Origin of the sequence: Sungkyunkwania multivorans, assembly GCF_042675645.1 — a bacterium.
Taxonomy (GTDB): Bacteria; Bacteroidota; Bacteroidia; order Flavobacteriales; family Flavobacteriaceae; genus Sungkyunkwania; species Sungkyunkwania multivorans.
The window spans coordinates 469,627-490,870 of record NZ_JBHTJH010000017.1 but is presented as its reverse complement, the minus strand read 5'-3'; the positions used below and the strand labels follow the sequence as shown (position 1 = coordinate 490,870).

The 21,244-nt window shown below is 42.4% G+C and carries 23 protein-coding genes; 16 read left to right on the top strand and 7 right to left on the bottom strand.

Annotated features, from left to right (window positions below):
• Positions 1 to 111 precede the first annotated feature (111 nt).
• Together ACFQ1M_RS13670 and pyk are read left to right on the top strand one after the other, a co-directional pair.
• The gene (locus tag ACFQ1M_RS13670) at positions 112 to 582 is read left to right on the top strand and encodes an IPExxxVDY family protein (RefSeq protein ID WP_386409132.1); all 471 of its coding nucleotides are present in this window, start codon (positions 112 to 114) and stop codon (positions 580 to 582) included.
• Between the two features lie 2 nt (positions 583 to 584).
• Positions 585 to 2,015 (top strand): pyruvate kinase, encoded by a 1,431-nt coding sequence (gene pyk / locus ACFQ1M_RS13665; RefSeq protein WP_386409130.1) that lies wholly within the window; start codon positions 585 to 587, stop codon positions 2,013 to 2,015.
• Between the two features lie 145 nt (positions 2,016 to 2,160).
• Here the strand turns inward: pyk and ACFQ1M_RS13660 are convergent, their stop codons facing one another.
• Positions 2,161 to 3,108 (bottom strand): ketopantoate reductase family protein, encoded by a 948-nt coding sequence (locus tag ACFQ1M_RS13660; RefSeq protein ID WP_386409128.1) that lies wholly within the window; start codon positions 3,106 to 3,108, stop codon positions 2,161 to 2,163.
• A 132-nt stretch (positions 3,109 to 3,240) separates the two neighbouring features.
• On the opposite strand from ACFQ1M_RS13660, the gene ACFQ1M_RS13655 reads away from it, so the two are divergent.
• From ACFQ1M_RS13655 to ACFQ1M_RS13630, 6 genes are all read left to right on the top strand, one after another.
• Positions 3,241 to 4,566 (top strand): M23 family metallopeptidase, encoded by a 1,326-nt coding sequence (locus ACFQ1M_RS13655; RefSeq protein ID WP_386409126.1) that lies wholly within the window; start codon positions 3,241 to 3,243, stop codon positions 4,564 to 4,566.
• A gap of 16 nt (positions 4,567 to 4,582) precedes the next feature.
• Positions 4,583 to 5,122 (top strand): hypothetical protein, encoded by a 540-nt coding sequence (locus tag ACFQ1M_RS13650; protein WP_386409124.1) that lies wholly within the window; start codon positions 4,583 to 4,585, stop codon positions 5,120 to 5,122.
• Positions 5,123 to 5,259: 137 nt separating this feature from the next.
• Complete coding sequence (locus ACFQ1M_RS13645) at positions 5,260 to 5,895, top strand: hypothetical protein (protein WP_386409122.1); 636 nt, start codon at positions 5,260 to 5,262, stop codon at positions 5,893 to 5,895.
• Positions 5,896 to 5,974: 79 nt separating this feature from the next.
• Positions 5,975 to 6,574 carry a hypothetical protein gene (locus ACFQ1M_RS13640; protein WP_386409120.1) on the top strand — a complete coding sequence of 200 codons (600 nt, stop codon included), beginning with the start codon at positions 5,975 to 5,977 and terminating at the stop codon, positions 6,572 to 6,574.
• Positions 6,575 to 6,676: 102 nt separating this feature from the next.
• On the top strand, positions 6,677 to 7,219 hold the full coding sequence (locus ACFQ1M_RS13635) for a hypothetical protein (protein ID WP_386409118.1): 543 nt from the start codon (positions 6,677 to 6,679) through the stop codon (positions 7,217 to 7,219).
• 278 nt (positions 7,220 to 7,497) lie between these two features.
• The gene (locus ACFQ1M_RS13630) at positions 7,498 to 8,115 is read left to right on the top strand and encodes a hypothetical protein (RefSeq protein WP_386409116.1); all 618 of its coding nucleotides are present in this window, start codon (positions 7,498 to 7,500) and stop codon (positions 8,113 to 8,115) included.
• A gap of 120 nt (positions 8,116 to 8,235) precedes the next feature.
• On the opposite strand, the gene dinB is transcribed toward ACFQ1M_RS13630, so the two are convergent.
• Complete coding sequence (gene dinB, locus ACFQ1M_RS13625) at positions 8,236 to 9,336, bottom strand: DNA polymerase IV (protein WP_386409114.1); 1,101 nt, start codon at positions 9,334 to 9,336, stop codon at positions 8,236 to 8,238.
• A 45-nt stretch (positions 9,337 to 9,381) separates the two neighbouring features.
• Between dinB and ACFQ1M_RS13620 the strand changes: the two genes are divergently transcribed.
• The 7 genes from ACFQ1M_RS13620 to ACFQ1M_RS13590 all read left to right on the top strand — a co-directional run bounded on the left by ACFQ1M_RS13620 (position 9,382) and on the right by ACFQ1M_RS13590 (position 13,579).
• Complete coding sequence (locus ACFQ1M_RS13620; protein WP_386409112.1) at positions 9,382 to 10,050, top strand: NAD(P)H-binding protein; 669 nt, start codon at positions 9,382 to 9,384, stop codon at positions 10,048 to 10,050.
• Positions 10,040 to 10,417 (top strand): VOC family protein, encoded by a 378-nt coding sequence (locus ACFQ1M_RS13615; RefSeq protein WP_386409110.1) that lies wholly within the window; start codon positions 10,040 to 10,042, stop codon positions 10,415 to 10,417. Before ACFQ1M_RS13620 ends, ACFQ1M_RS13615 begins: the two co-directional genes overlap by 11 nt.
• Before the next feature lie 30 nt (positions 10,418 to 10,447).
• Entirely contained in the window at positions 10,448 to 10,921 is a 474-nt protein-coding gene (locus tag ACFQ1M_RS13610) for a CYTH domain-containing protein (RefSeq protein WP_386409108.1), read from the top strand.
• Positions 10,918 to 11,439 carry a YciI family protein gene (locus ACFQ1M_RS13605; protein WP_386409107.1) on the top strand — a complete coding sequence of 174 codons (522 nt, stop codon included), beginning with the start codon at positions 10,918 to 10,920 and terminating at the stop codon, positions 11,437 to 11,439. The genes ACFQ1M_RS13610 and ACFQ1M_RS13605 overlap by 4 nt, the downstream gene beginning before the upstream one ends.
• A gap of 45 nt (positions 11,440 to 11,484) precedes the next feature.
• The gene (locus ACFQ1M_RS13600) at positions 11,485 to 12,252 is read left to right on the top strand and encodes an enoyl-CoA hydratase/isomerase family protein (RefSeq protein ID WP_386409106.1); all 768 of its coding nucleotides are present in this window, start codon (positions 11,485 to 11,487) and stop codon (positions 12,250 to 12,252) included.
• Between the two features lie 62 nt (positions 12,253 to 12,314).
• On the top strand, positions 12,315 to 12,764 hold the full coding sequence (locus ACFQ1M_RS13595) for a 6-pyruvoyl trahydropterin synthase family protein (protein ID WP_386409104.1): 450 nt from the start codon (positions 12,315 to 12,317) through the stop codon (positions 12,762 to 12,764).
• A 59-nt stretch (positions 12,765 to 12,823) separates the two neighbouring features.
• On the top strand, positions 12,824 to 13,579 hold the full coding sequence (locus ACFQ1M_RS13590) for a UDP-2,3-diacylglucosamine diphosphatase (protein WP_386409102.1): 756 nt from the start codon (positions 12,824 to 12,826) through the stop codon (positions 13,577 to 13,579).
• Here the strand turns inward: ACFQ1M_RS13590 and ACFQ1M_RS13585 are convergent, their stop codons facing one another.
• The 3 genes from ACFQ1M_RS13585 to recJ form a co-directional block, all read right to left on the bottom strand.
• Positions 13,580 to 13,933, bottom strand: a complete 354-nt coding sequence (locus ACFQ1M_RS13585) for a hypothetical protein (protein ID WP_386409100.1) — start codon at positions 13,931 to 13,933, stop codon at positions 13,580 to 13,582.
• A gap of 63 nt (positions 13,934 to 13,996) precedes the next feature.
• The gene (locus ACFQ1M_RS13580) at positions 13,997 to 16,123 is read right to left on the bottom strand and encodes a glycoside hydrolase family 97 protein (RefSeq protein ID WP_386409098.1); all 2,127 of its coding nucleotides are present in this window, start codon (positions 16,121 to 16,123) and stop codon (positions 13,997 to 13,999) included.
• Positions 16,124 to 16,130: 7 nt separating this feature from the next.
• The gene (gene recJ / locus ACFQ1M_RS13575; protein ID WP_386409096.1) at positions 16,131 to 17,819 is read right to left on the bottom strand and encodes a single-stranded-DNA-specific exonuclease RecJ; all 1,689 of its coding nucleotides are present in this window, start codon (positions 17,817 to 17,819) and stop codon (positions 16,131 to 16,133) included.
• Between the two features lie 270 nt (positions 17,820 to 18,089).
• Between recJ and ACFQ1M_RS13570 the strand changes: the two genes are divergently transcribed.
• Positions 18,090 to 18,680, top strand: coding sequence for a carboxymuconolactone decarboxylase family protein (locus ACFQ1M_RS13570; RefSeq protein ID WP_386409094.1), 591 nt, complete (start codon positions 18,090 to 18,092; stop codon positions 18,678 to 18,680).
• An 89-nt stretch (positions 18,681 to 18,769) separates the two neighbouring features.
• Here ACFQ1M_RS13570 and ACFQ1M_RS13565 read toward each other — a convergent pair whose 3' ends face one another.
• Both ACFQ1M_RS13565 and ACFQ1M_RS13560 read right to left on the bottom strand, forming a co-directional pair.
• Positions 18,770 to 20,605 (bottom strand): T9SS type A sorting domain-containing protein, encoded by a 1,836-nt coding sequence (locus ACFQ1M_RS13565; protein ID WP_386409092.1) that lies wholly within the window; start codon positions 20,603 to 20,605, stop codon positions 18,770 to 18,772.
• A gap of 62 nt (positions 20,606 to 20,667) precedes the next feature.
• Positions 20,668 to 21,243, bottom strand: coding sequence for a uracil-DNA glycosylase family protein (locus ACFQ1M_RS13560; RefSeq protein WP_386409090.1), 576 nt, complete (start codon positions 21,241 to 21,243; stop codon positions 20,668 to 20,670).
• Position 21,244 lies beyond the last annotated feature (1 nt).

The following is a 21,244-nucleotide window of genomic DNA, read 5'->3' as shown; positions in this document are numbered from 1 at the left end:
TGAAATTATCCCTTTTTACTAAAACGTTTTCGTTTTAAATATTCTTTAAACATTCATAGATAATGTGGCACTACTGAATAGAAGTGCTATCTTTACATTTGGTTTAAAAATATGGGTGTACAGCATTTGGTCATAGATGATTTTGAGGAAGAGGATTTTTTGCTCATTGCCATTCATTGTTCGCTTCCAGCGTATCAGATCGCTTTTCTGTTGAATCGCCACTTGAATATGCGCTTTAAACGCACCGATATGGATCTTCGACTCTACAAACAAGATGCCCAATATCAATTGTACCTTTGGCATGATGATTTCGAAGATGTTGATTGGTCCTTGGTAGCAAACAGCTGCAGACAAAGACAAGAAACTCACGAGGCCGCCACCCTATTTGAAACCACAAATACAAATGAGACGATAAACTATCTCATTCCAGAGGAAAAAAAGATCGATTACTTTATCAAAGTGAATGGACAGACAAAAAACTTTGAGTCCGTATTGGCACAGATAAGACATATCCCACAAATAATTACAGCCTACACGATTGAAATGAACCAACTGAAGTCTAAAAATCACCTAATATTTTAAGAATGCCAAAAACTAAAAAGACCAAGATAGTTGCGACCCTTGGACCGGCAACTAGCAAGCCAGAGGTTTTATTAGAAATGATGCGAGCCGGCGTAAATGTTTTCCGAATCAACTTTTCGCACGCAGACTATAATGATGTAACGGAAAGAGTGGCGATGATCCGCTCTCTAAATGAAGAACATGGTTTTAATACCGCGATACTCGCAGATCTGCAAGGCCCCAAATTGCGCGTTGGGGTGATGGCCGAAGATGTCATCGTCAATCCAGGTGATCAGATCGTATTTTCTACAGCGGAAGAATTCAAAGGAAATAAGGAGCGCGTCTATATGAATTATGGAAATTTCCCAAAAGACGTGAATCCTGGTGAGCGCATTCTATTAGACGACGGAAAATTGATATTTGAAGTTAAAGAGACCGACAAGAGCACCGAAGTGACCGCTGAGGTCATACAAGGAGGTCCTTTAAAATCAAAAAAAGGCGTCAATCTCCCGAATACCGACATATCATTACCGGCTTTGACCGAAAAGGATGTGAAAGACGCGATTTTTGCAATCAGCTTACAAGTGGATTGGATCGCGCTTTCCTTTGTGCGTCATAGCCAAGACCTTATAGAACTTCAAGACTTGATAAAAGAGCATTCTGAAGTAAAGATCCCAATTGTTGCTAAGATCGAAAAACCAGAGGCTGTAGAAAATATAGATAAGATCGTGGCCTATTGTGATGGGCTTATGGTCGCTCGTGGCGACCTTGGGGTGGAAGTTCCGGCTCAGGAAGTTCCGTTGATCCAGAAGCAATTGGTAAATCGCGCAAAACGCGCTCGTATCCCTGTGATCATTGCCACCCAAATGATGGAAACCATGATCACTAGCCTAACACCTACACGTGCCGAGGTTAACGACGTCGCCAATTCCGTAATGGATGGAGCAGATGCCGTAATGCTATCGGGAGAAACATCGGTAGGAAGCTATCCTGTCCAGGTGATAGAAAAAATGTCGAGCATCATTAAAAGTGTCGAAGATTCACCATTGATTCAGGTACCGCAATCGCCTCCACATATTCGTACCAAGCGATATGTGACCAAATCGATCTGCTATCACGCCGCATCGATGGCAGGAGAGATCAAGGCCAAAGCGATCTGTACCTTGACAAATAGTGGCTATACCGCCTTTCAGATCTCTGCCTGGAGACCAGACGCACATATCTTGGTGTTTACTTCCAACAAACGAATCCTAACCCAGTTGAATCTGTTGTGGGGCGTGAAGGCGTTTTACTACGACAAATTTGTGAGTACCGATGATACGGTAGACGATATCAATGCCATCGCCAAGACAAAAGGGTTCGTAGAAAAAGGAGATTTCCTTATCAACCTTGCGGCCATGCCTATCACCGCGAAAGGGATGGTGAATACGCTTAGAGTTACAGAAATAGGGTAAGCTAGTTAGCACATACTACCTTAGGGAGAAAGTTTAACATGTTGTCATTGCGACCCCGAGGCCTCGGGGGTAAGCAATCTGTCCATTCGAAGTCACCTGTACAGATTACTTCTTCCAAGTCTCGGTATCATAATGTCATTTCATATTATTTTTGTAGTAGTTTCTCTCTTAAAGCGCGATAGACTTGCTCGCTTACTGTTGCCATAAGCTCATATTGCCTGCTTTCCTTCGGAACATATCCAACCATAGTCTCCAGCTCGGTCTTAAAACTGTTGCGCATATCCAACTGCATGGATGTGACGGTCTCTGGCGGGAACTTATTGATCAATGCGGTATGTTTTTCCACAAGGTCATTGGGCAGATCGATCTTCTTAGCACTGGCAAGCGCCATAGCCTCTTTCATCAAAGAGGTGACCGTTTTCATATCGGATTCGTCTTCTCTGAATTCGCCAAAGGTCTTGTCGGTAAGGCAGCTGATCGCTGAGGTGGATGAGATAAAAACGTATTTGGTCCAGATCTCTCTTAAGACGTCCTTAGCATAGACCAGATTGATTTCGGTCTTCTCCATAATCGCGTTCAACTTATCTAAAAAAATGTGCTCAGCCGTCGTCGCTTCATTCTTTCCAAAGACAAACTTCTGCACCTTGCTTTTTTGGGTAACCTCACCAGCACCAGTTTTATAGGCATTGACATATACGCAGCCTTGGAGCACGTTAGCATTAGGTAATTTCTCTTGAACCAGTTCATGGATATGTGCGCCATTCAACAAGGGTAAAATATAGGTGTTCGGACCGATGTTGTGCTTTATTGCTTCTAGGGCCGAATCCAGGCCATAACTTTTGGTACACAACCAAATGAGGTCGACTTCACCAAGGGTGCTTGCATCATCGGTTGCGATATCTGGAAATACAGTAAACGTTTTATCCGGTGTCTTTAAAGTAAGTCCTTTTTCTTTGATTACCTTTAAATGATTGCCCCTAACGATAAAGACGATTTCTACGCTAGGGTCGTTTTGATAGGTCTTTGCCAATTGTCCACCGAAGTAGCCGCCAACGCCACCAATACCAAAAATGAGAATTCTAAAGGGTTTCATGAGTTATAAAAGTAAGAAATAACGTTCAACTATCATTGGATATGGTGAATTTTAAAATCACTATTTGTGCTATTGTTTTGTATTGATATTTTGCGTTGCTTGATAGATAACCACCACCAAAACCAAATTTCAATGAAACCGTCATTTCTAAGACCTTTTCTTTTTCTTCTTGTGATGCTGCCTTTTCTTTCCTGTGAGACTGAAGGCGTCGTAGCAGAGCAAAGCATACAAAATAGTGTAGCCATCACCACATTGTCCGACCTTCCCCCTTCGGTACAGGCCAAGGTGAATGAAACTATGCAGACCATACAATCCAACAGGCTCCATACTTTTGGTAATGTGGAGCCCACCCAAGTGAACCAAGTTAACAAAATAGATGGGAGTGCCTCCTATACCATGCGATTGGAAAAGCTCAACGAGGGGCTGTACTATGACAATCTGGTGGTCAATGAGGCGGCCGACGGAAGCCTTACTACGAATATCATTCGTTATGAGCCCGATGCTGAATGGTACAAAGACAAAAAACTGGCAATGGCCGACTACACTTCCTATACCGGAAGGACGACCCTATTCTCAACAGAGAGTGACCGTACGTACGTCGCCAACCTAATAGATGGTGCACTTGTGAATAACCCAAGTGGCGGGACAGCACGAAGCACAGAATGCTATGTCTCGGATGTGCAGTATGTGGGCCTAGAACAAGACGGCGTCTTTTACGTATATGAGGTGAACTATACCTATACCTGCTACGAAACTGGCGGCGGTGGGGGCGGTGGAGACCCTTTTAACAATGATGACGAAACAGGAGGCAACGGCACTGGAGGAAATGGCGATGGCGATGGAGTAAACGATAATATTAATACTTTGCCCGTTGATGAGTACGGAGTTCCTCCGTGCCCTGGCGATCCAGTTAGTTACCCAGAAATAGCACCCTCATCTGCGAGCGGAGTAGAAGGGGGCAGGTATGGGTGCACGAGACAAGCAAATACATCGTGCAATGGCGAAAATGGGAAAAAATATCATGGAGGATTAGATGTTGCTTCTCCGATAAACTCTTATGCTGGAAGTATGTTTGATGGTGAAATTGTTAATATTGTAGACGATGTTGACCCCAATACCTACGGAAACCATGGACCATGTGGTAACCGAGTGGAAATAGAATCTACATTAGCAGACGGCACTACGATTAGAATTCGTTATTGCCATCTGAATGAAGTGGATTCTGATTTGAGTGTGGGACAAAGTGTTGGTCAGGGTCATTATATTGGAACTTTAGGTAAAACAGGTAATGCTAGTGGCACTGAAATAACCCCTCATGTACACGTCGTTGTCAGAGAGCAATTACCAAATGGTTCGTGGAACAGGAAAAATCCTGAACTTTATATGAATACTCTATTTAATACGGAGGGTGAACCAATAATTGAATCTGAGCCTTGCTTTAATGCATTAGGCAACTAATTTTAAAATAATAATTATGAACTACATAAAAAAAACTATTACAATCCTTCTTTTGGCTAATTTTTTTGCATGCAAAGCTCAAATAAATAGCAACATAAATGGTCAGACTTATAGTTTTGATACTATTCGATTAGAAAATGTGAGACTAGGTGGTGAGTTACTCAACAACATCACTGTTTCTGGCCTTCAATCCTTGATTGGTGAGCCCAATACTGTCTCAACCTATTACGAGGAAGACTTTGGGTTTGATGTGACGGTAGTAAAGTATTCAAATGCAGTTTTTGAATTCAACGAAAATGAACAGCTAATAGCGTTCAGGAATTCAAGTTCCGAGATTCCCATTACCATTAATGGAGTAGACTATTATGTAAATGGAGCATTTGAATCTCTTCAAGCTTCTTATCCTAGCTCTTATCAGAACAGAATGTTGGGTGGTATTGTAATGTTCATAGAGCATAATAATGCCGGCACTTACATTGTATCTGATGACACAATAGATTTTAAGGTTAACACACAAATGAATAAGATAACGAGCATTAATATGTATTTCAAATAATCTTTTACCATATTTAAAGCTCTATTTGAGTTATTCATATATGTCGTCATCGGAAGCAAATGGAGGCTCGACGTCTGAGTCGCTCCAATGCGTAGGACGAAGGATTAGAACAAGACGGTGTCTTTTACGTCTATGAGGTGAACTATACCTATACCTGTTACGATACCGGTGGCAGCGGTGGAGGTGGTGGCGACCCGTTAAATAATGATGACGAAACAGGAGGCAACGGCACAGGCGGAAATGGTGATGGTAACGGCGGAAACGGCAATATCAACACTTTGCCTGTTGATGGGGACTTACCGCCTTGTGACCATCCAAATGCCTATATCAATGAAAGTGGGGAATGCGTTGTAAGTTCGGTGGAAGAGCAAAGCCCAACACGAATATGCAGTGAATATGAATTTCAACAAATCGGAAATGCTAAATATGCAAATATTGGAAATCTTCATTTATCAATATACGTTCAACCAAACCCTTTAAATGGTGTAGAAGCACAAGTTATTGACATAGAATTCGATTTAGTTTGCGTTAGCATCCCTTATGCAATAAGTCACAACGCATCGTTAATCTTTAACGAGGGGTGGGAAAATGCAAAAGGTAAATTATTCGAGGAGCTAAGTTCAAATCCGTCTTTGTTAAATAATCAGGCAGCTGTCAAATCTGCCCTGTCGTCCCACCTGCTTAATGAGTTAAATAACATACGGCCTAGCTCATCAATGGCAACGCAACCGTGTGGTGGTGTTCCAGCGACAGATGCTGTTTATTGTTTATGATGGTGTAACTATTCTAATGAGTCTTGATTCTATTAAATATAAATTGCTTATACTTATTCTTGTCATCCAACACAATTCTATGGCGCAAGAACTAAAAGGAAAGTGGCTCTTAATGACCCACATCTCAACAATGTCGATTCCAGCCGTGCCAATCACTGAGTTCACGGACAACTTATTGATTATGCATGATTTCACCGAGAAAATAGGAGAAGTCTCTTATAGAGCTGAGGGAAGTCGTATTTTAGGTACAAACGTCGATATGGAGTTCAACTTTGTAAATAACCATCAAATTGAGTTTTTCATAAAAGGTAAAAGAAACAATACTCCTGAAATAATAAAAGAGCTGCGGTTGAAACTTTTACCTACTAAAGGTGATGTTGATCCAGCTTTCATAGAAGAACAGACATACGAAATAGATATTTTTGGAAAACTACAACTTCTTGAATTTAAGAAAGACCTCTCCAAAAGTCCAGTTCAACTGGACAGGCTTAACTTTTGCTCAAAATTTAAGTTGGAGAAGTTCGATCAGACTTGGTTTGTAGTGCTTTATTATGATAATGATCTTAGAAAATATGTATTTCCAATCAAGGAAATGAATGAAAACTGGTTGTTGATATATTATGATAACGGAACGGGGCTTGGTTGGCATAAAATGTATAGCGTGGTGTCAAAGCATTAATTAAATACAATTGTTCCTAAAGATCAAATAGATCATTTGCTACTAAGAGCAGAAAAATCATTGGAGGTTTGGATTATAAAATTAACTTGTTGAATTAAATCAATGTATTTGCAAGATCTAATGTATTTTCTGTGTTGTATTACCTTTTTAATTAATCAAGAGCCTATAAGGCTCGGAACAGATTTACTTGAAAAAAGAGTTGCTGGAAAGGACTTGTCCCGATTTAACAAATTACAAGATAATGAGGTGTTGAAATTTGGCATTATCAGGAAGTCACTCATTTCGGATTACTACCAACTCAAAGAGTCCAAAGCTTCGTTTTTAGGGGAAAATGCTAACAACCTCATTATTGCAGTTGAAAATGATACGATAACTTCGTTTCAATTTGAAATTACCACCGCCAATCTCGATTTTTTTGAAAGGGTCAAAAATATATACGGAGAGCCAACATGGACCATGAATCATGGTATCCTCCCTAAAAAAATTGATCTTCAGCAAAGTAGTATTAAAGAATTGAATTTATCAGAATACAACACCTTAAATTGGCACTTAGACAAGGTCAAACGATATGACCTTTTTATAGAAAATTATTCTCAAGAAAATAAACTGGTCGTGAAGTTTTTGGTTTATAAAAACCTCAAATAAAACAATGAATTCTAAATGGTTCTTCAAATAAGATAAATGATCCCTCAAGAAGAAATAGAACAGTTGCTACTAAGAGCAGAAAAAATCATTGAAAGAATAAAAGCACTTGAAACTCCATCAGAGCATTATCGACTAGGGAGTTGCGAGCTTAGGCTCATGTTTATGCGAAAAGAATTCTACCGTTGGGTTCATGCACAGCTAGAGTATGCAATTCTAGATTCTTATGCCTCTTAGAAAAGTCGTTGGATGAATTGGAACAAAAAGATTAGTTCTTTAATATGAGCACATATGATGGGACTTGGTTAATGATCAAGGATGAACATACTTATAGCTGCCCCGAGCTGATTGAATTCAAGGAAGGGCAGGTACTACATTTTGAGTTACACGAGAATTCGGAAAATAGTATCTTAAAAAAGATTGAGCCTCCTAGGTTTAAAGAGGAACTTGCCAAGACCCGATACAACTTTATCAGTGATCATAGAATTCGTTTTTATCGCAAAGGAACGTCCACGATTGTTAAAAATGACAACGAAACGATCACTGAGGAAAGCATATTTGAATTCGACCATCAAAGAATTGAACCTACCAAAACAACATTATCCTCAAAAGAGATTCAAGAACTCGAATTCGAGGTGGTATGGAACAAGGAAAAGATTCAAATACTCTTTAACAAGGAATTGGATAACCCTGCCGTTCTCAGAATCTTGAAAAAGCATAAGAAGGAAGGGCGTAAAATCATTTTAGAAGATTTTCAAAGTACGCTATTCTGTTCATTCTATAACAATGGTCGAAGAGATTTACTGGTTCCAATAAAAGAGGTCGATAATGACAAAATCATCTTGTATGGTTTTCCGCGAGCACCCTACGAAGTGATAGGAAAAAGAATAAATTTTTGATTTAAAGACCTCACGGGTTTTTGGGTTTAAATAAGCGCTTTCCAACTTTATCGGTTCCTGCTTTGCTCCTCCGCTAAAGCTTCAGCGGCACGCGGACGCAGGAATGACAAAGAAAATATACTAAAAATCAAACTTCAACTGTACAGAAACCGTCTTTTGTTCTGGTTTCTCCTTTTCTTCTTCCGTATTCAAATTCGCCAAGGAGATTCCCAACAAACGCACCGAGTCCTTTGGCTTTTCTTGATAGAGCAATTCTTTGGCCATTTCCAACAGCAAACTCTTGTCCGAAATGTAATAATCCAAGGTCTTGCTGCGGGTCTGGGTGGTGAAATCGCTGTATTTGATCTTTAGGGTTACCGTCTTCCCAGAAATGCTATATCGCGTCAAACGCTTATGGAGTTCTTCGGCAATATGCTCCAGTTTTTCGAGCATAAAGAGTTCACTGGTCAAATTCTCCCTAAAGGTACGCTCTGCACCTACCGATTTAGCGATGCGGTGTGGCTTTACCTCACTCAAATGAATCCCACGTACGACATTGAAATAGAATGGTCCCGATTTACCAAAATTTTCCTGTAAGAATTCCTTGGATTTCGATTTCAGATCTTTTCCAGTAAAAATGCCAAGGCGGTACATCTTGTCTGCCGTGACCTTGCCCACCCCATAGAATTTTCGGATCTCTAATTGCTCCAAAAAATCGAGCACCTCTTCTGGTGGAACCGTTTTTTGTCCGTTGGGCTTGTTATAATCGCTGGCCACTTTGGCGATGAACTTATTGATGGAAATTCCTGCCGAAGCAGTCAAACCGACTTCATCAAGGATCCGTTGCCGAATCTCAGTTGCGATCAAACTAGCTGAAGGATTTCCTTTCTTGTTTTCGGTCACGTCCAAATAGGCTTCGTCTAGAGACAAAGGTTCCACCAAGTCTGTATAATCATAAAAGATCTTTCGGATCTGCTGTGAAATTTCTTTGTAGCGGTCAAATCTCGGGCGAACGAAGATCAGGTCCGGGCAGTTTCTCTTGGCCTTAAAGCCTGGCATGGCACTACGTACTCCAAACTTTCGGGCCTCATAGCTCGCCGCAGATACCACCCCTCTTTTTTCACCACCACCAACAGCGATCGGCTTTCCCTTTAGCTCAGGATCATCCATTTGCTCTACAGAGGCATAGAACGCGTCCATATCCACGTGGATGATCTTTCGTAAAGGTACTCCTTCTAGCATATCACAAATTTAGCATATCTTTAATTGAAGAATTTGCCAAAACCAATGAATCAAAAGACCGCCATCATTCTAGGGGCTACCGGCCTCACGGGAAGTATTTTGCTCAACAAATTGCTTCAAGATGATCGCTATGCCAAGATCCTCCTATTTGGCCGAAATTCAGTGAACATTGAAAACGAAAAGATAACGGAGCATCTCATCGATCTCTTCGAGCTGAAAGACCATAAGGAGTCCTTCAAGGCCGATGAGGTTTTTTGTTGCATCGGAACCACTGCTGCCAAAACACCCGACAAGGAGATCTATAAAAAGATCGACTATGGCATCCCCGCTTCGGCAGCAAAACTTTGTAAGGAAAACAATATTCGAACCTTTATCGTTATCTCGGCGATGGGAGCTGACCCCAACAGTAATATCTTCTGCAACAAGGTCAAGGGTTTGATGGAGACGGCCGTACTCTCACAACAAATCCCGAATACCTATATCCTACGACCTTCGCTAATTGGTGGTAAACGTGAAGAACGACGGATAGGCGAATACGTTGGTAAAGTGCTGATGAGCGTACTGAATTTCTTGTTGATCGGCCCGTTAAAAAAGTATAGAAGCATTCATCCAGAACGTATTGCAACTGCCATGATCTGGTTAGCGAATAATAAATACGATTCGCAGATCTTATCTTCAGATGTCATTCAACACATAGCGAAAAATGGATCTTAATCAGGTGACCGTTCCCTCTACAGATGTTGAAAGGGCCATCCACTTTTACCAGACCCTTGGGTTAAAGCTGATCGTGAAGGCCCTACCACACTATGCCAGATTCGAATGTCCGAATGGCGATGCCACCTTTTCGGTCCATCAGGTTGAAAGCATCGCAGAAGGTGAAGGTGTCATGGTATATTTTGAAGAGGAGGATCTGGATGATTATGTATCAGAATTGATCCTAAAAGGTATTAACTTTGATGAATTGCCAGAGGACCGAAGCTGGTTGTGGCGCGAAGCGCGATTGAAAGACCCAGATGGCAATCGTTTGGTCATCTATTGGGCTGGCAAACATCGCAAAAGACCTCCATGGCGGATAAAATAAGGATGAATTTCTCCCAAAGCAGGGTAACATATGATCGAAATTGAACGAAAATTTCTTGTGACTTCTGACACATACAAGGAAGAAGCCTTAAAACAAACTCGGATCGTGCAGGGATTTCTCAATACCCATCCCGAACGTACCGTGCGTGTGCGTATCAAAGGATATCAGGGTTTTTTGACCGTAAAGGGAATTTCAAACGAGGCGGGCACCCAACGTTTTGAATGGGAAAAGGAAATCACCCTTAGAGAAGCAGAACAACTGATACCCTTATGTGAACCAACGGTCATAGAAAAGATCCGTTATGAGATTCCTTTGGGAAAGCATCTTTTTGAAGTGGATGAATTTTTGGGGGAAAACGAAGGCCTAGTCATTGCCGAGATAGAACTCGAAGATGAAGACGAGGAATTCTTGAAACCTTCGTGGTTGGGAGACGAAGTGACTGGAGATATCAACTATTATAACTCAAATTTGAGCAAACAGCCTTATAAAACCTGGAAAAAATGAAGCATCTGATCCTTCTATTAACTGTACTATTTCTTTCTTCCTGCGGAAAGGAAGCGAAAGAGGAACATGACGATACAGTGCAAAAACCTGAAGAAAAGTCCGCCGAGGTACTTTTGAATGAAAAGAATGCTGCCACGGACGAACTGGTCGCCGAACTGAAAGAAAGAGGCTTTCAAACCTTTGACTATATCGATGAAGAAAGTGGTGAAAAAGTCGTCATGCAACAATATTTTATCGCCTTCCTAAAAAGAGGTCCTAATCGTTCGCAAAGCGAAGAGGAAGCTGCCAAATTACAGGAACAGCATCTAGCCCATTTGGGCGAGATGTATAAAAAAGGATATGCCGATATTTCAGGACCCTTTGGAGATGACGGCGATATCCGTGGGATTACCATTTACAATGTTCCTACGCTGCAAATGGCCGATAGTTTGGCCAATATGGACCCTTCAGTAAAGGCGGGTCGATTGGTGATCGAGATTCATCCCTGGTGGGCAGCGAAAGGCTTTCCGTTGCGCTAAGGCATGGCAAGTAAAAAACCGTAAGTTTGCACAAATCATTCTCGTATGCCTACCGACAGACCCAATGGAAGTTTATACACTTCTATTCAAAATAAGATTGCGACCGTAGAATTTGGTCATCCCGCAAGCAATTCCTTCCCATCCGAACTATTGGCTCGATTGACCAAGGAATTAGATTCGTTATCGCAAAATAACGATGTTAATGTCATCGTGCTTAAAAGCGAAGGTGACCGTGCTTTTTGTGCTGGCGCCTCTTTTGATGAATTGGTGGCCATCACCAATTTGGAAGAGGGAAAGGCCTTCTTTAGTGGCTTTGCCAACGTGATCAATGCCATGCGCCGTTGCAGCAAGCTAATTATTGGGCGAATTCAAGGAAAGGCAGTAGGAGGTGGCGTAGGCCTGGCCTCGGCTTGCGACTATGTCTTGGCTACCGACGCTGCAGCCATTAAACTTTCGGAATTCACGATTGGTATTGGACCCTTTGTGATCGCCCCAGCCGTAGAACGAAAAATAGGCAAGGCCGCCTTGGCAGAACTTACGCTAGCTGCAAGCGAGTGGAAAAATGCCTATTGGGCCAAGGAAAAAGGGCTTTATGCCAAAGTCCTTGAAAGCCAAAAGGATTTGGACAGAGAGGTGGAAATGCTTTCAGAAAAATTGGCTTCGTACAATCCTGATGCGCTGGCAGAGATGAAAAGAGTCCTTTGGGAAGGCACCGACCACTGGGATAAACTGCTTATCGAGCGTGCAGAGACTTCAGGCAAGCTGGTACTTTCAGATTTTACTAAAAAGGCACTGGAGAAGTTTAAGAAATAAGCTCACCCCTAAATCCCTTCCCCAATAGGGAGGGACTTTATATATTTGCAAAAAACAACGCTATGAGCACCATTCGTATCACCAAACAATTTTCTTTTGAAACCGGCCATGCCCTGTATGGCTATGATGGTAAATGCAAGAATGTGCACGGGCATAGCTACAAATTATCCGTCACGGTGATCGGTACACCCATTACCGATACGAACAATGTTAAATATGGAATGGTCATCGATTTTGGCGACCTTAAGAAGATCGTGAAGGAAGAAATAGTGAACAAATTCGATCATGCGACCGTCTTTAATAAGCATACGCCACATGTTGAACTGGCCAAGGAATTGGCAGACCGCGGACATCAGGTGATCTTGGCAGACTACCAGCCTACCAGCGAAAATATGGTCATCGACTTTGCTGCAAAGATCAAAGCACGACTCCCAGAAAACATAAAGCTACATTCTTTGAAGCTACAAGAGACCGCAACCAGCTATGCGGAATGGTACGCTAGTGATAATTGACAGCCCCACCCCTAAATCCCCTTCCCAATAAGAAGGGGACTTTTACTTATATTTACAGCATGCAAATTCCAGCAGGAAAAAAAATATACTTTGCCAGTGACAATCACTTGGGCGCTCCCAACAGAGAACAAAGCTTTCCAAGAGAACAGAAATTTGTACAGTGGTTGGATGAGGTGAAAAAGGATGCAGCTGCCATTTTCTTATTGGGGGATCTATTCGATTTCTGGTTCGAATATAAAACGGTGGTACCAAAAGGGTTTACGCGCACGCTTGGTAAACTTGCCGAGATCACGGATTCGGACATTCCCATCTATTATTTTGTAGGCAACCACGACCTCTGGATGAATGGCTATTTTGAAGAAGAGCTGAACATCCCTGTATATCATGAGCCAAAGGAGTTCACCTTTAATGATACCAAATTCTTTATCGGTCATGGAGACGGATTGGGCCCTGGAGACAAAGGTTACAAACGTATGAAGAAGGTGTTTACCAACCCCGTTGCGAAATGGTTCTTCAGGTGGTTACATCCCGATTGGGGTGTAAAATTGGCACAATACCTCAGCGTTAAGAACAAGCTAATCTCGGGAGATGAAGACATCAAATTTCTAGGTGAGGAAAACGAATGGCTGGTACAATACTCCAAAAAGAAACTTGCTGAAGAACATCGTGACTATTTTGTGTTTGGCCATCGTCATTTACCGATGACAATAGATTTGGGGGGTGATTCCAAATATATCAATCTGGGTGACTGGATCGGCTATTATACCTATGGCGTGTTTGATGGTGCGAAGATGGAGTTGAAAAAATACCAATAGTCAATTTCGACATAGTTCATTCAAATATTTTTGAAGATCCAAATAAAACAAGGTTCCACGAATAAGGTCTTGTATCTTATCCAACTCGTTTTGGCTTACCGCAAGATCGATAAATGCTGAGGGAGTTCGCAGTAAAATGACACGACAATCCTTCTTCTCGTCACATTGATCACAATAAGGACCTTTTGCTGCAATGGTCGTTTCTTCGTAGAAACTTATAAGCTGACGTTTGTTCAAGTAAAAACCGGTATCCCGAAATACCAGCTGGACGCTGTCTTTCTTACGTTGATCTCCTTTCTTCCAAAAGAAGGCAATTCCGTAATCGTTGCGATAGAGCTGTTCTATATCATACATGGTCATCAAAGTTGATGACTCAAAGATATTAATTATTTATAATTAGTCTAAATAAATTTAATATTATTGTTGCGATTTCATGAAACTGATGGCTACACCACCTCCTGGGGCCAATTTTAAGTCGATGCTGCCATTTTGATCGACCTCTAATTCTTCAATTTTCAATGCTGTTGGATTATCATTCCAATGGGCATCTTCCGCATCAGCATATATCCTTGCCTTGTATTTGGTATTTGGTTCTAAGAAGTCCAAACTGATGGAAAAGGTTCGCGGATTCTCGTCTGTGATACTTCCCAAAAACCAATTTCCAGTATTTTTTTCTTCTCTGGTAATGGTAACAAAATCCCCGACTTCCCCGTTGATCACTTTAGTCTGTTTCCAGTCGACGCCAACATCTTTTATGAATTGTAAACCGGGTTGATTCTCGTAGTGTTCCACAAGATCGGCCGCCATTTGAATAGGGCTGTAGATCACTACATAGAGCGCGAGCTGTTGCGCAAGCGTAGTATTCACTTGGTTTTTGTCTTTATAGGGTTCTAGCTTTATGTTGAAGATACCAGGTGTGTAGTCGATAGGCCCCGCCAACATACGCGTAAAGGCAACTGTAGGCAAGTGGTCTGGTGGGTTACCTCCGTCTGGGGCCCAAGCGTTGAACTCTTGCCCGCGAAGCCCTTCTCTAGAGATCGCATTCGGATAGGTTCTCCTTATCCCGGTCGCCTTTATTGGTTCGTGTGCATTTACGGCTACCTGATAGTCAGCCGCTTTTACGATGGCACGATTATAATGATTTACCATATACTGTCCGTGATGGTATTCCCCTTTCGGAATGATCTTTCCGACATAGCCAGATTTTACAGTGTGCATCCCATACTTTTGCATCAATGTATAGGCCGCGTCCATTTGCTTGTCGTAAGTCCCAGTCGCCGCCGAAGTCTCGTGATGCATAATGATCTCTACTCCCTTTTCTTTTGCGTACCTGGCCAGTTCTTCTAGATCATAGTCGGGATAGGGCGTCACAAAATCGAAAATTCCCTCGCGATCTTCAAACCCAATCCATCGTTCCCAGCCGGTGTTCCAACCTTCTACCAAAACACCACCTATGTTGTTCGCTGCTGAGAAATCGATAAAGCGCTTTACATTTTCGGTGGTTGCTCCATGGCGACCATGCGCTTTTCCAGTATCTTCCCATTCGCCTTTGTCATTCAAGGTCATCCCGTAGTCCCAACTCGATTTTCCCAAGTGCATTTCCCACCAAACGCCAGTATATTTCATTGGTATAAACCAAGAAACGTCACCAATCTTATTAGGTTCGTTTAAATTGACGATCAATTTGGAGTCGATCAAGTCGGTCGCCTTTTCCGCAATTTGAATGGTGCGCCAAGGAGTACTAAAAGGCAGCGTTCGCTTTACCTTATAATCGTGATTTTTAGACCCCACTAACTCACTCTGGAACAATAACTTTTCTTTGTCCACTTTCAGGGTCATCCCCGAGTAATCCCAAAGCGCCGCCTCGTGAAAACTCAAATGAAGTCCATTCTCAGTTCTAAGCGTCACTGGTGTATTTACGGCATTCTCTGGAATCGAGGTTTGGGCCAAGGCAGGATGGTTCCTTTTTGAGAGGGCGTCGATCTCCGTGAACTTCGTCTGGCTGTAAAGATGTTCGTAAATATCCCAATCTCCAGGAATCCACCAAGTCTCGTGATCTCCTGTAAGGTTGAAATCTGTATACTCGTCCAAAACTATCACCTCCTTCATCTGGTCTTGCTCTGGAAAATGGTATCTAAATCCAAGCCCATCGTCAAACACCCTAAAATGAATATCGAGCCTACGGCGATTTGGTGTTTGCTCTTCAAGATGAACCACCAACTGATTGTAGTGATTTTTCACATCGACCTGTTCTCCCCAAGGCATCTGCCAGGTCTCATTGACCGTGGCCCTTTCGGTAGAAAGGATTTTAAGATCCAGAACTAGACTTTCAGTCCCTTTCAGATTGAACCCCAAAAATGAGGTGTCTATGACCGTCGTTGATTTATGTTGAACCATATACCCTGGCCTTCCATTTTCAGTGAGGAAAAAGGAAAGCGCGATGTTCTCATCAGGGGATAGTAGTTGCAAGCTTTCATCTTTATTTGAGCAAGAACTCGAGATGATGCTTGCCAAAGCGATAATGCACAGGCCAATTCGTTTCATACATATTCTATTTGATATCTTTAATTTTTAATTGCAAGCTTACATTCCCGTTCCATTCATTCTCATCAATGGTATATGCTAGATCGAATGGTTTTTTTTCCGCGATCAACTCATATTTATGACCCAAACCAAAGCCGATCGCAACAATGGGCTTAGCATCATCTTGCGTTACCGTGATCCTTAAATGATCTTCTTCTTGCCCAACACATTTGCCGTAACCGGTATCGCAAACACCACTGCTCAAAAAGACCGGACGCATATTGCCGGGGCCAAAAGGCGCAAACTGTTTTAGAATGCGATAGAATTTTGGCGAGATCTTGGAAAGCGGGATCTCGGCATCGATAGTGATCTCCGGCGTCAATAATTTTGGGTCGATCGTTTCTTTGACGATCTCCTCAAATTTCATTTTGAATTGTTCATACTGGGCTTCCAACAAGGTCAATCCCGCAGCATATTTATGACCCCCAAATTGCTCGATATGCTCTGCGCAGGCATTCAACGCATTGTACACATCAAATCCTTTAACACTTCGCGCAGAAGCTGCCAGTTTTTCACCGCTTTTGGTAAAGACCAAAGTGGGACGGTAGTAGGTCTCTGTCAATCGCGAAGCAACAATGCCGATCACACCCTTGTGCCATTTCTCGTCATAGACCACTGAAGAAAAGCATGCTTCCTCCTTATTTTTCTCGATCTGCAGTAAGGCCTCTTTGGTGATCTCCTCGTCCAAAGCACGTCGATCTTGATTGAATTCCTCGATCTGTTCTGCAAATTGGATAGCCGTGTTAAAGTCGGTCTCGGTCAACAATTCAACCGCATGTTGCCCATGCTTCATCCTGCCTGCCGCGTTGATTCGAGGTGCAATGATAAAGACCACATCGGTGATACTCATCGATTGTTTTTTTACCTGATCGGTAATGGCTTTGATCCCTGCTCTGGGATTTTCATTGATCACCTTCAAACCATAATAGGCCAACACACGATTCTCCCCCGTGATCGGAACAATATCCGCACCGATGGCGGTGGCTACCAGATCTAAATAGGGTTGTAGATCAGCAATCGTCTCTCCTCGTTTTGAGGCTAGGGCCTGTATCAATTTGAATCCTACTCCACATCCGCATAATTCGTCATAAGGGTAGTTGCAATCTTCTTGCTTAGGATCTAGAACGGCCACCGCATCAGGAATTTCATCGCCCGGGCGATGGTGGTCGCAGATGATAAAATCGATTCCCTTTTCTTTTGCATAGGCCACTTTATCAATGGCCTTGATACCACAGTCCAGTGCGATGATCAGTCCAAAATCATTGTCCTCGGCAAAATCAATGCCCTGAAACGAAACTCCATATCCTTCCTCATAACGATCTGGAATATAAGTAGCCACTTGTGGATAAAACGTTTGCAAATATGAGGAGACCAGAGAGACCGCTGTGGTACCGTCCACATCATAATCACCATAAACCAAAATGTTCTCTTTATTTTGAACGGCCTCTTCTATTCGATCGACCGCTTTTTGCATGTCTTTCATCAAAAATGGGTCGTGCAGATCGTCCAACGATGGTCGGAAGAATTTCTTGGCTCCTTCAAAAGTCTCTATCCCTCTTTGAAGCAAAAGCGTTGCTGTGATCTCATCAACCCCCAATACCTCCATTAAGTGGTCTATTTTCTCTTTTGGGGGTTTTGATCTTACTGTCCAGCGCATATCTATTTTGAGTACATTACATAGGGGCAAGCCCACAAGGTAATAATTGAAAAAACATCTTTGATTTCGAGGCCTTCGTCCACCAGAATGGCTACATGAAGGCGTACAAGCCTCGCAGCATTTAAATCTCGATTATCGAGTAAATTCGAACCTTCAATTTACAAATTCCATCGGTAAAAATAGAGTTGCTTTCATTAGTTTTTGAGATTTGATACTTGGATTTTGAAATTTCTAATTTGTACCTTGCTCCAAATTTCTAAGTACACAAATATGCCACTAGTTACTCCATTAACTGCAGACCATGATCCAGCGACCAGAGAGTTGGCCGAATTCTTTAACGAGACGCTTGGGTTTTGTCCTAATTCGGTCTTGACCATGCAACGCAGACCCGATATTTCGCGTGCATTCATTAACCTGAATAAAGCCGTAATGGCCAATCATGGTCGCGTGACCTCTGCCTTAAAACGAATGATCGCCTGGGTTTCCTCTAATTCCACAGGCTGCCGTTATTGCCAAGCGCACGCTATCAGAGCTGCAGAACGCTATGGCGCCGAACAGGAACAGCTAGACAATATTTGGGACTATCGTACACATCCGGCCTTTAGTGATGCGGAACGAGCCGCGCTCGATTTTTCATTGGCAGCGAGTCAGGTTCCGAATGCCGTAGACACAAAGATCAAAGAGGAGTTATATAAATATTGGAACGAGGGTGAGATCGTAGAAATGCTTGGTGTGATCTCTCTTTTTGGCTACCTTAATCGCTGGAATGACAGTATGGGAACGACATTGGAAGGAGATGCGATCGATAGTGGCATGCAATATCTTGGAAAGCATGGCTTCGAAGTTGGGAAGCATATATAGATTTTAGCGCTTAGTATTGAGTATTGAGATACCAGATATTTATGTTAGACCTCACAGGTTTTGGAAACCTGTGAGGTCTTTTTATATTACTACTCTTTAACAATCTTAAAGGTCTGTTCTACATCATTTACTTTAACCGTACATAGATAGATTCCTTTGATCCATTTTGAGATATTTATCTGCTGCCTCTGCTCTTTGGTTTTAGCAGCGTACAATTGTCTTCCTGTAAAATTCTTAATGCTAATTTCAGCTTCTCCAACCATATCTTCTTTTGAGAGATCAATGGTCAAAACATCTTTAGCCGGATTAGGAAAGACCTTTATGGCTAGCTCTTCATTTGCTATTACTGCTTCTCCTCTTTCGCGCGGAAGTGCAATCTCTACCGCTTCCTCCTCCAACTCGACGATCTGTCTTCTACAGCACGAAATTTGGAAGAACTTATGTGTTGAATCCCAAGGAGATCCCACGGCCAGTTTGAATTTATATATCCTGTTTGGCCTTAATTGATATCCAGCAGGTAAAAAGCTGGCGATGTCGATATTGTTAGGTGCGGTACAACCCGTGCACACCCAGCCCGAATACAATACCAAGGTATCTGTCCAAGTCATTAAATTAAACTCGGTGATCTCTACAAAATATCCGTCCTCGTTGCAGCTTGGTGTGCCATCTACCCATAGCCTGTCTACCAAACATAGCTCGGTAACATCTTGTGGTCCATAAAGAGAAGGCAATTGCGATACCTGATTGGGAAATCGGAACTCAAAATCGGCTGTCGCTGGACCTCCAGCTTCGCAGTCCGAACAATTGAATACTTGATAGTGCGCTTTTCTGTTGGTATGATAATTCGTTCCTTGGTTGCTCTTATCTCCGGCCAACACGAATTTACAATCGTGAAAAGCAGGTGCCCAAGAACCGTTGATATTTCCATCCTCTTGGTAGTAGTGAACGAAGCCATTGCTTGAGTTGTAAAGTCTCGCTTTTGCCCGCGCATTGTCCGTCCACGAAATCAATAGATTGTCATTGGCATCTACGTTTACTTTTGTCTTGGTATTACCATAAACATTATACGTCGTAGCCCCAGAAATTCTTTTAACGCCTGAAATACCATTCACGTAGAAGATGTCTCCGTTGGCACGCAGTGCTACCTGATGAGAATTGTTGCTCTCTAAATTCTTCCGAATAAATCCTCCTGCAAATGGGTAAGTATTTTGAAGTGAAGAAAGCGCTGGATTGCTTGTGTTGTAGCTATACTTCTTGATATAGGAAGTAAGGCTAGAATGGCTGCCTCTAGAATATCCAACGATAAACTTGCCAGCATTGAAATCGATAAACTGTGAACGCAGGTTATACGATGGTAAATGATAGTGGGTAATGCCACTAGCGATGTTGATCACCCCTTTGTAGACAAGGTTGCCATCATAGCTTCGTACTCTGATGTTGTCTCCTTCGAACAGAGAGACCAAGGCGTCACCATTGTCGGCAAGCGCGAGGTCGAACATAGCTCCACCAATACTGTGGTTAACGATCACCGTTCCTAACAAAGTTCCCGAAGTATTGAACTTTTTCAAGACGAGTTTGGTGGTCGGACTATAGCTATTGGTCCCTAATACATATATAAAATTAGTAGCCGAGATCTTCACTCTACTAACATTGAACCCCATATTAAAAACTGCAATATCCCCTGTTATTGGAGTATTACTGGCATTGAAAACCTTTAAAAAAGTTCCTGTTCCACCTGGGGACGTACTCGGGTTCTGATTTCCATAGGTAATGGCCATGTAGTTGTCATTGAGGTCTGCATCCACCTTCCAATTGGGTTGTGAATAGCTGGAAACCGCCGTAGAGGGTGTCACTACCCACTGCGCGGTCATTGTTGTTGCCGTTAAAAAGGCAATGATCATTGATAATGTTTTTAAATGCTTCATGATATAAAGTTTTTAGTTATATCATGATATCAACACTATAGGGAGATCGTTACCCTATTTTTTTACTTTTCTATAATTTTTTTAACTATTGTGCGAAGAGCTGGAAGAACCTCTTCTTCAAACCATGGATTCTTTGTCAACCAAAAACGATTTCTTGGAGAAGGATGTGGTAGCGGAAGATAGGTCGGTAAATAGTCTTCAAAAGCTTTGACGGTTTCGGTCAAATTCTTTCTCATTGCCTTAGCCAAATAGTATTTCTGGGAATACTGCCCAACCAAAATAGCAAGTTGAAGGTTGGACATCCTTTCCAAAAGGGCCTTGTGCCAAAGCGGGGCACATTCGGGTCTTGGGGGAAGATCTCCAGACACTCCTTTTCCAGGATAGCAAAAGCCCATTGGCATAAAGGCAAAACGGGTCTTTTCATAAAATTCTTCATCCGTGACTCCTAACCATTTTCTAAGTTGTTGTCCTCCAGGATCATCCCAAGGAATCCCTGTTCTATGAGCTTTGCCTCCTGGCGCCTGACTGATGATCACGACTTTCACCTTGGAGTGGGCGGCGACTATAGGATAGGGCCCTAGAGGGAGGTGGGCCTTACAAAGCTCGCAGGAACTTATTTTGGTGAGAAGAGTTTCCACA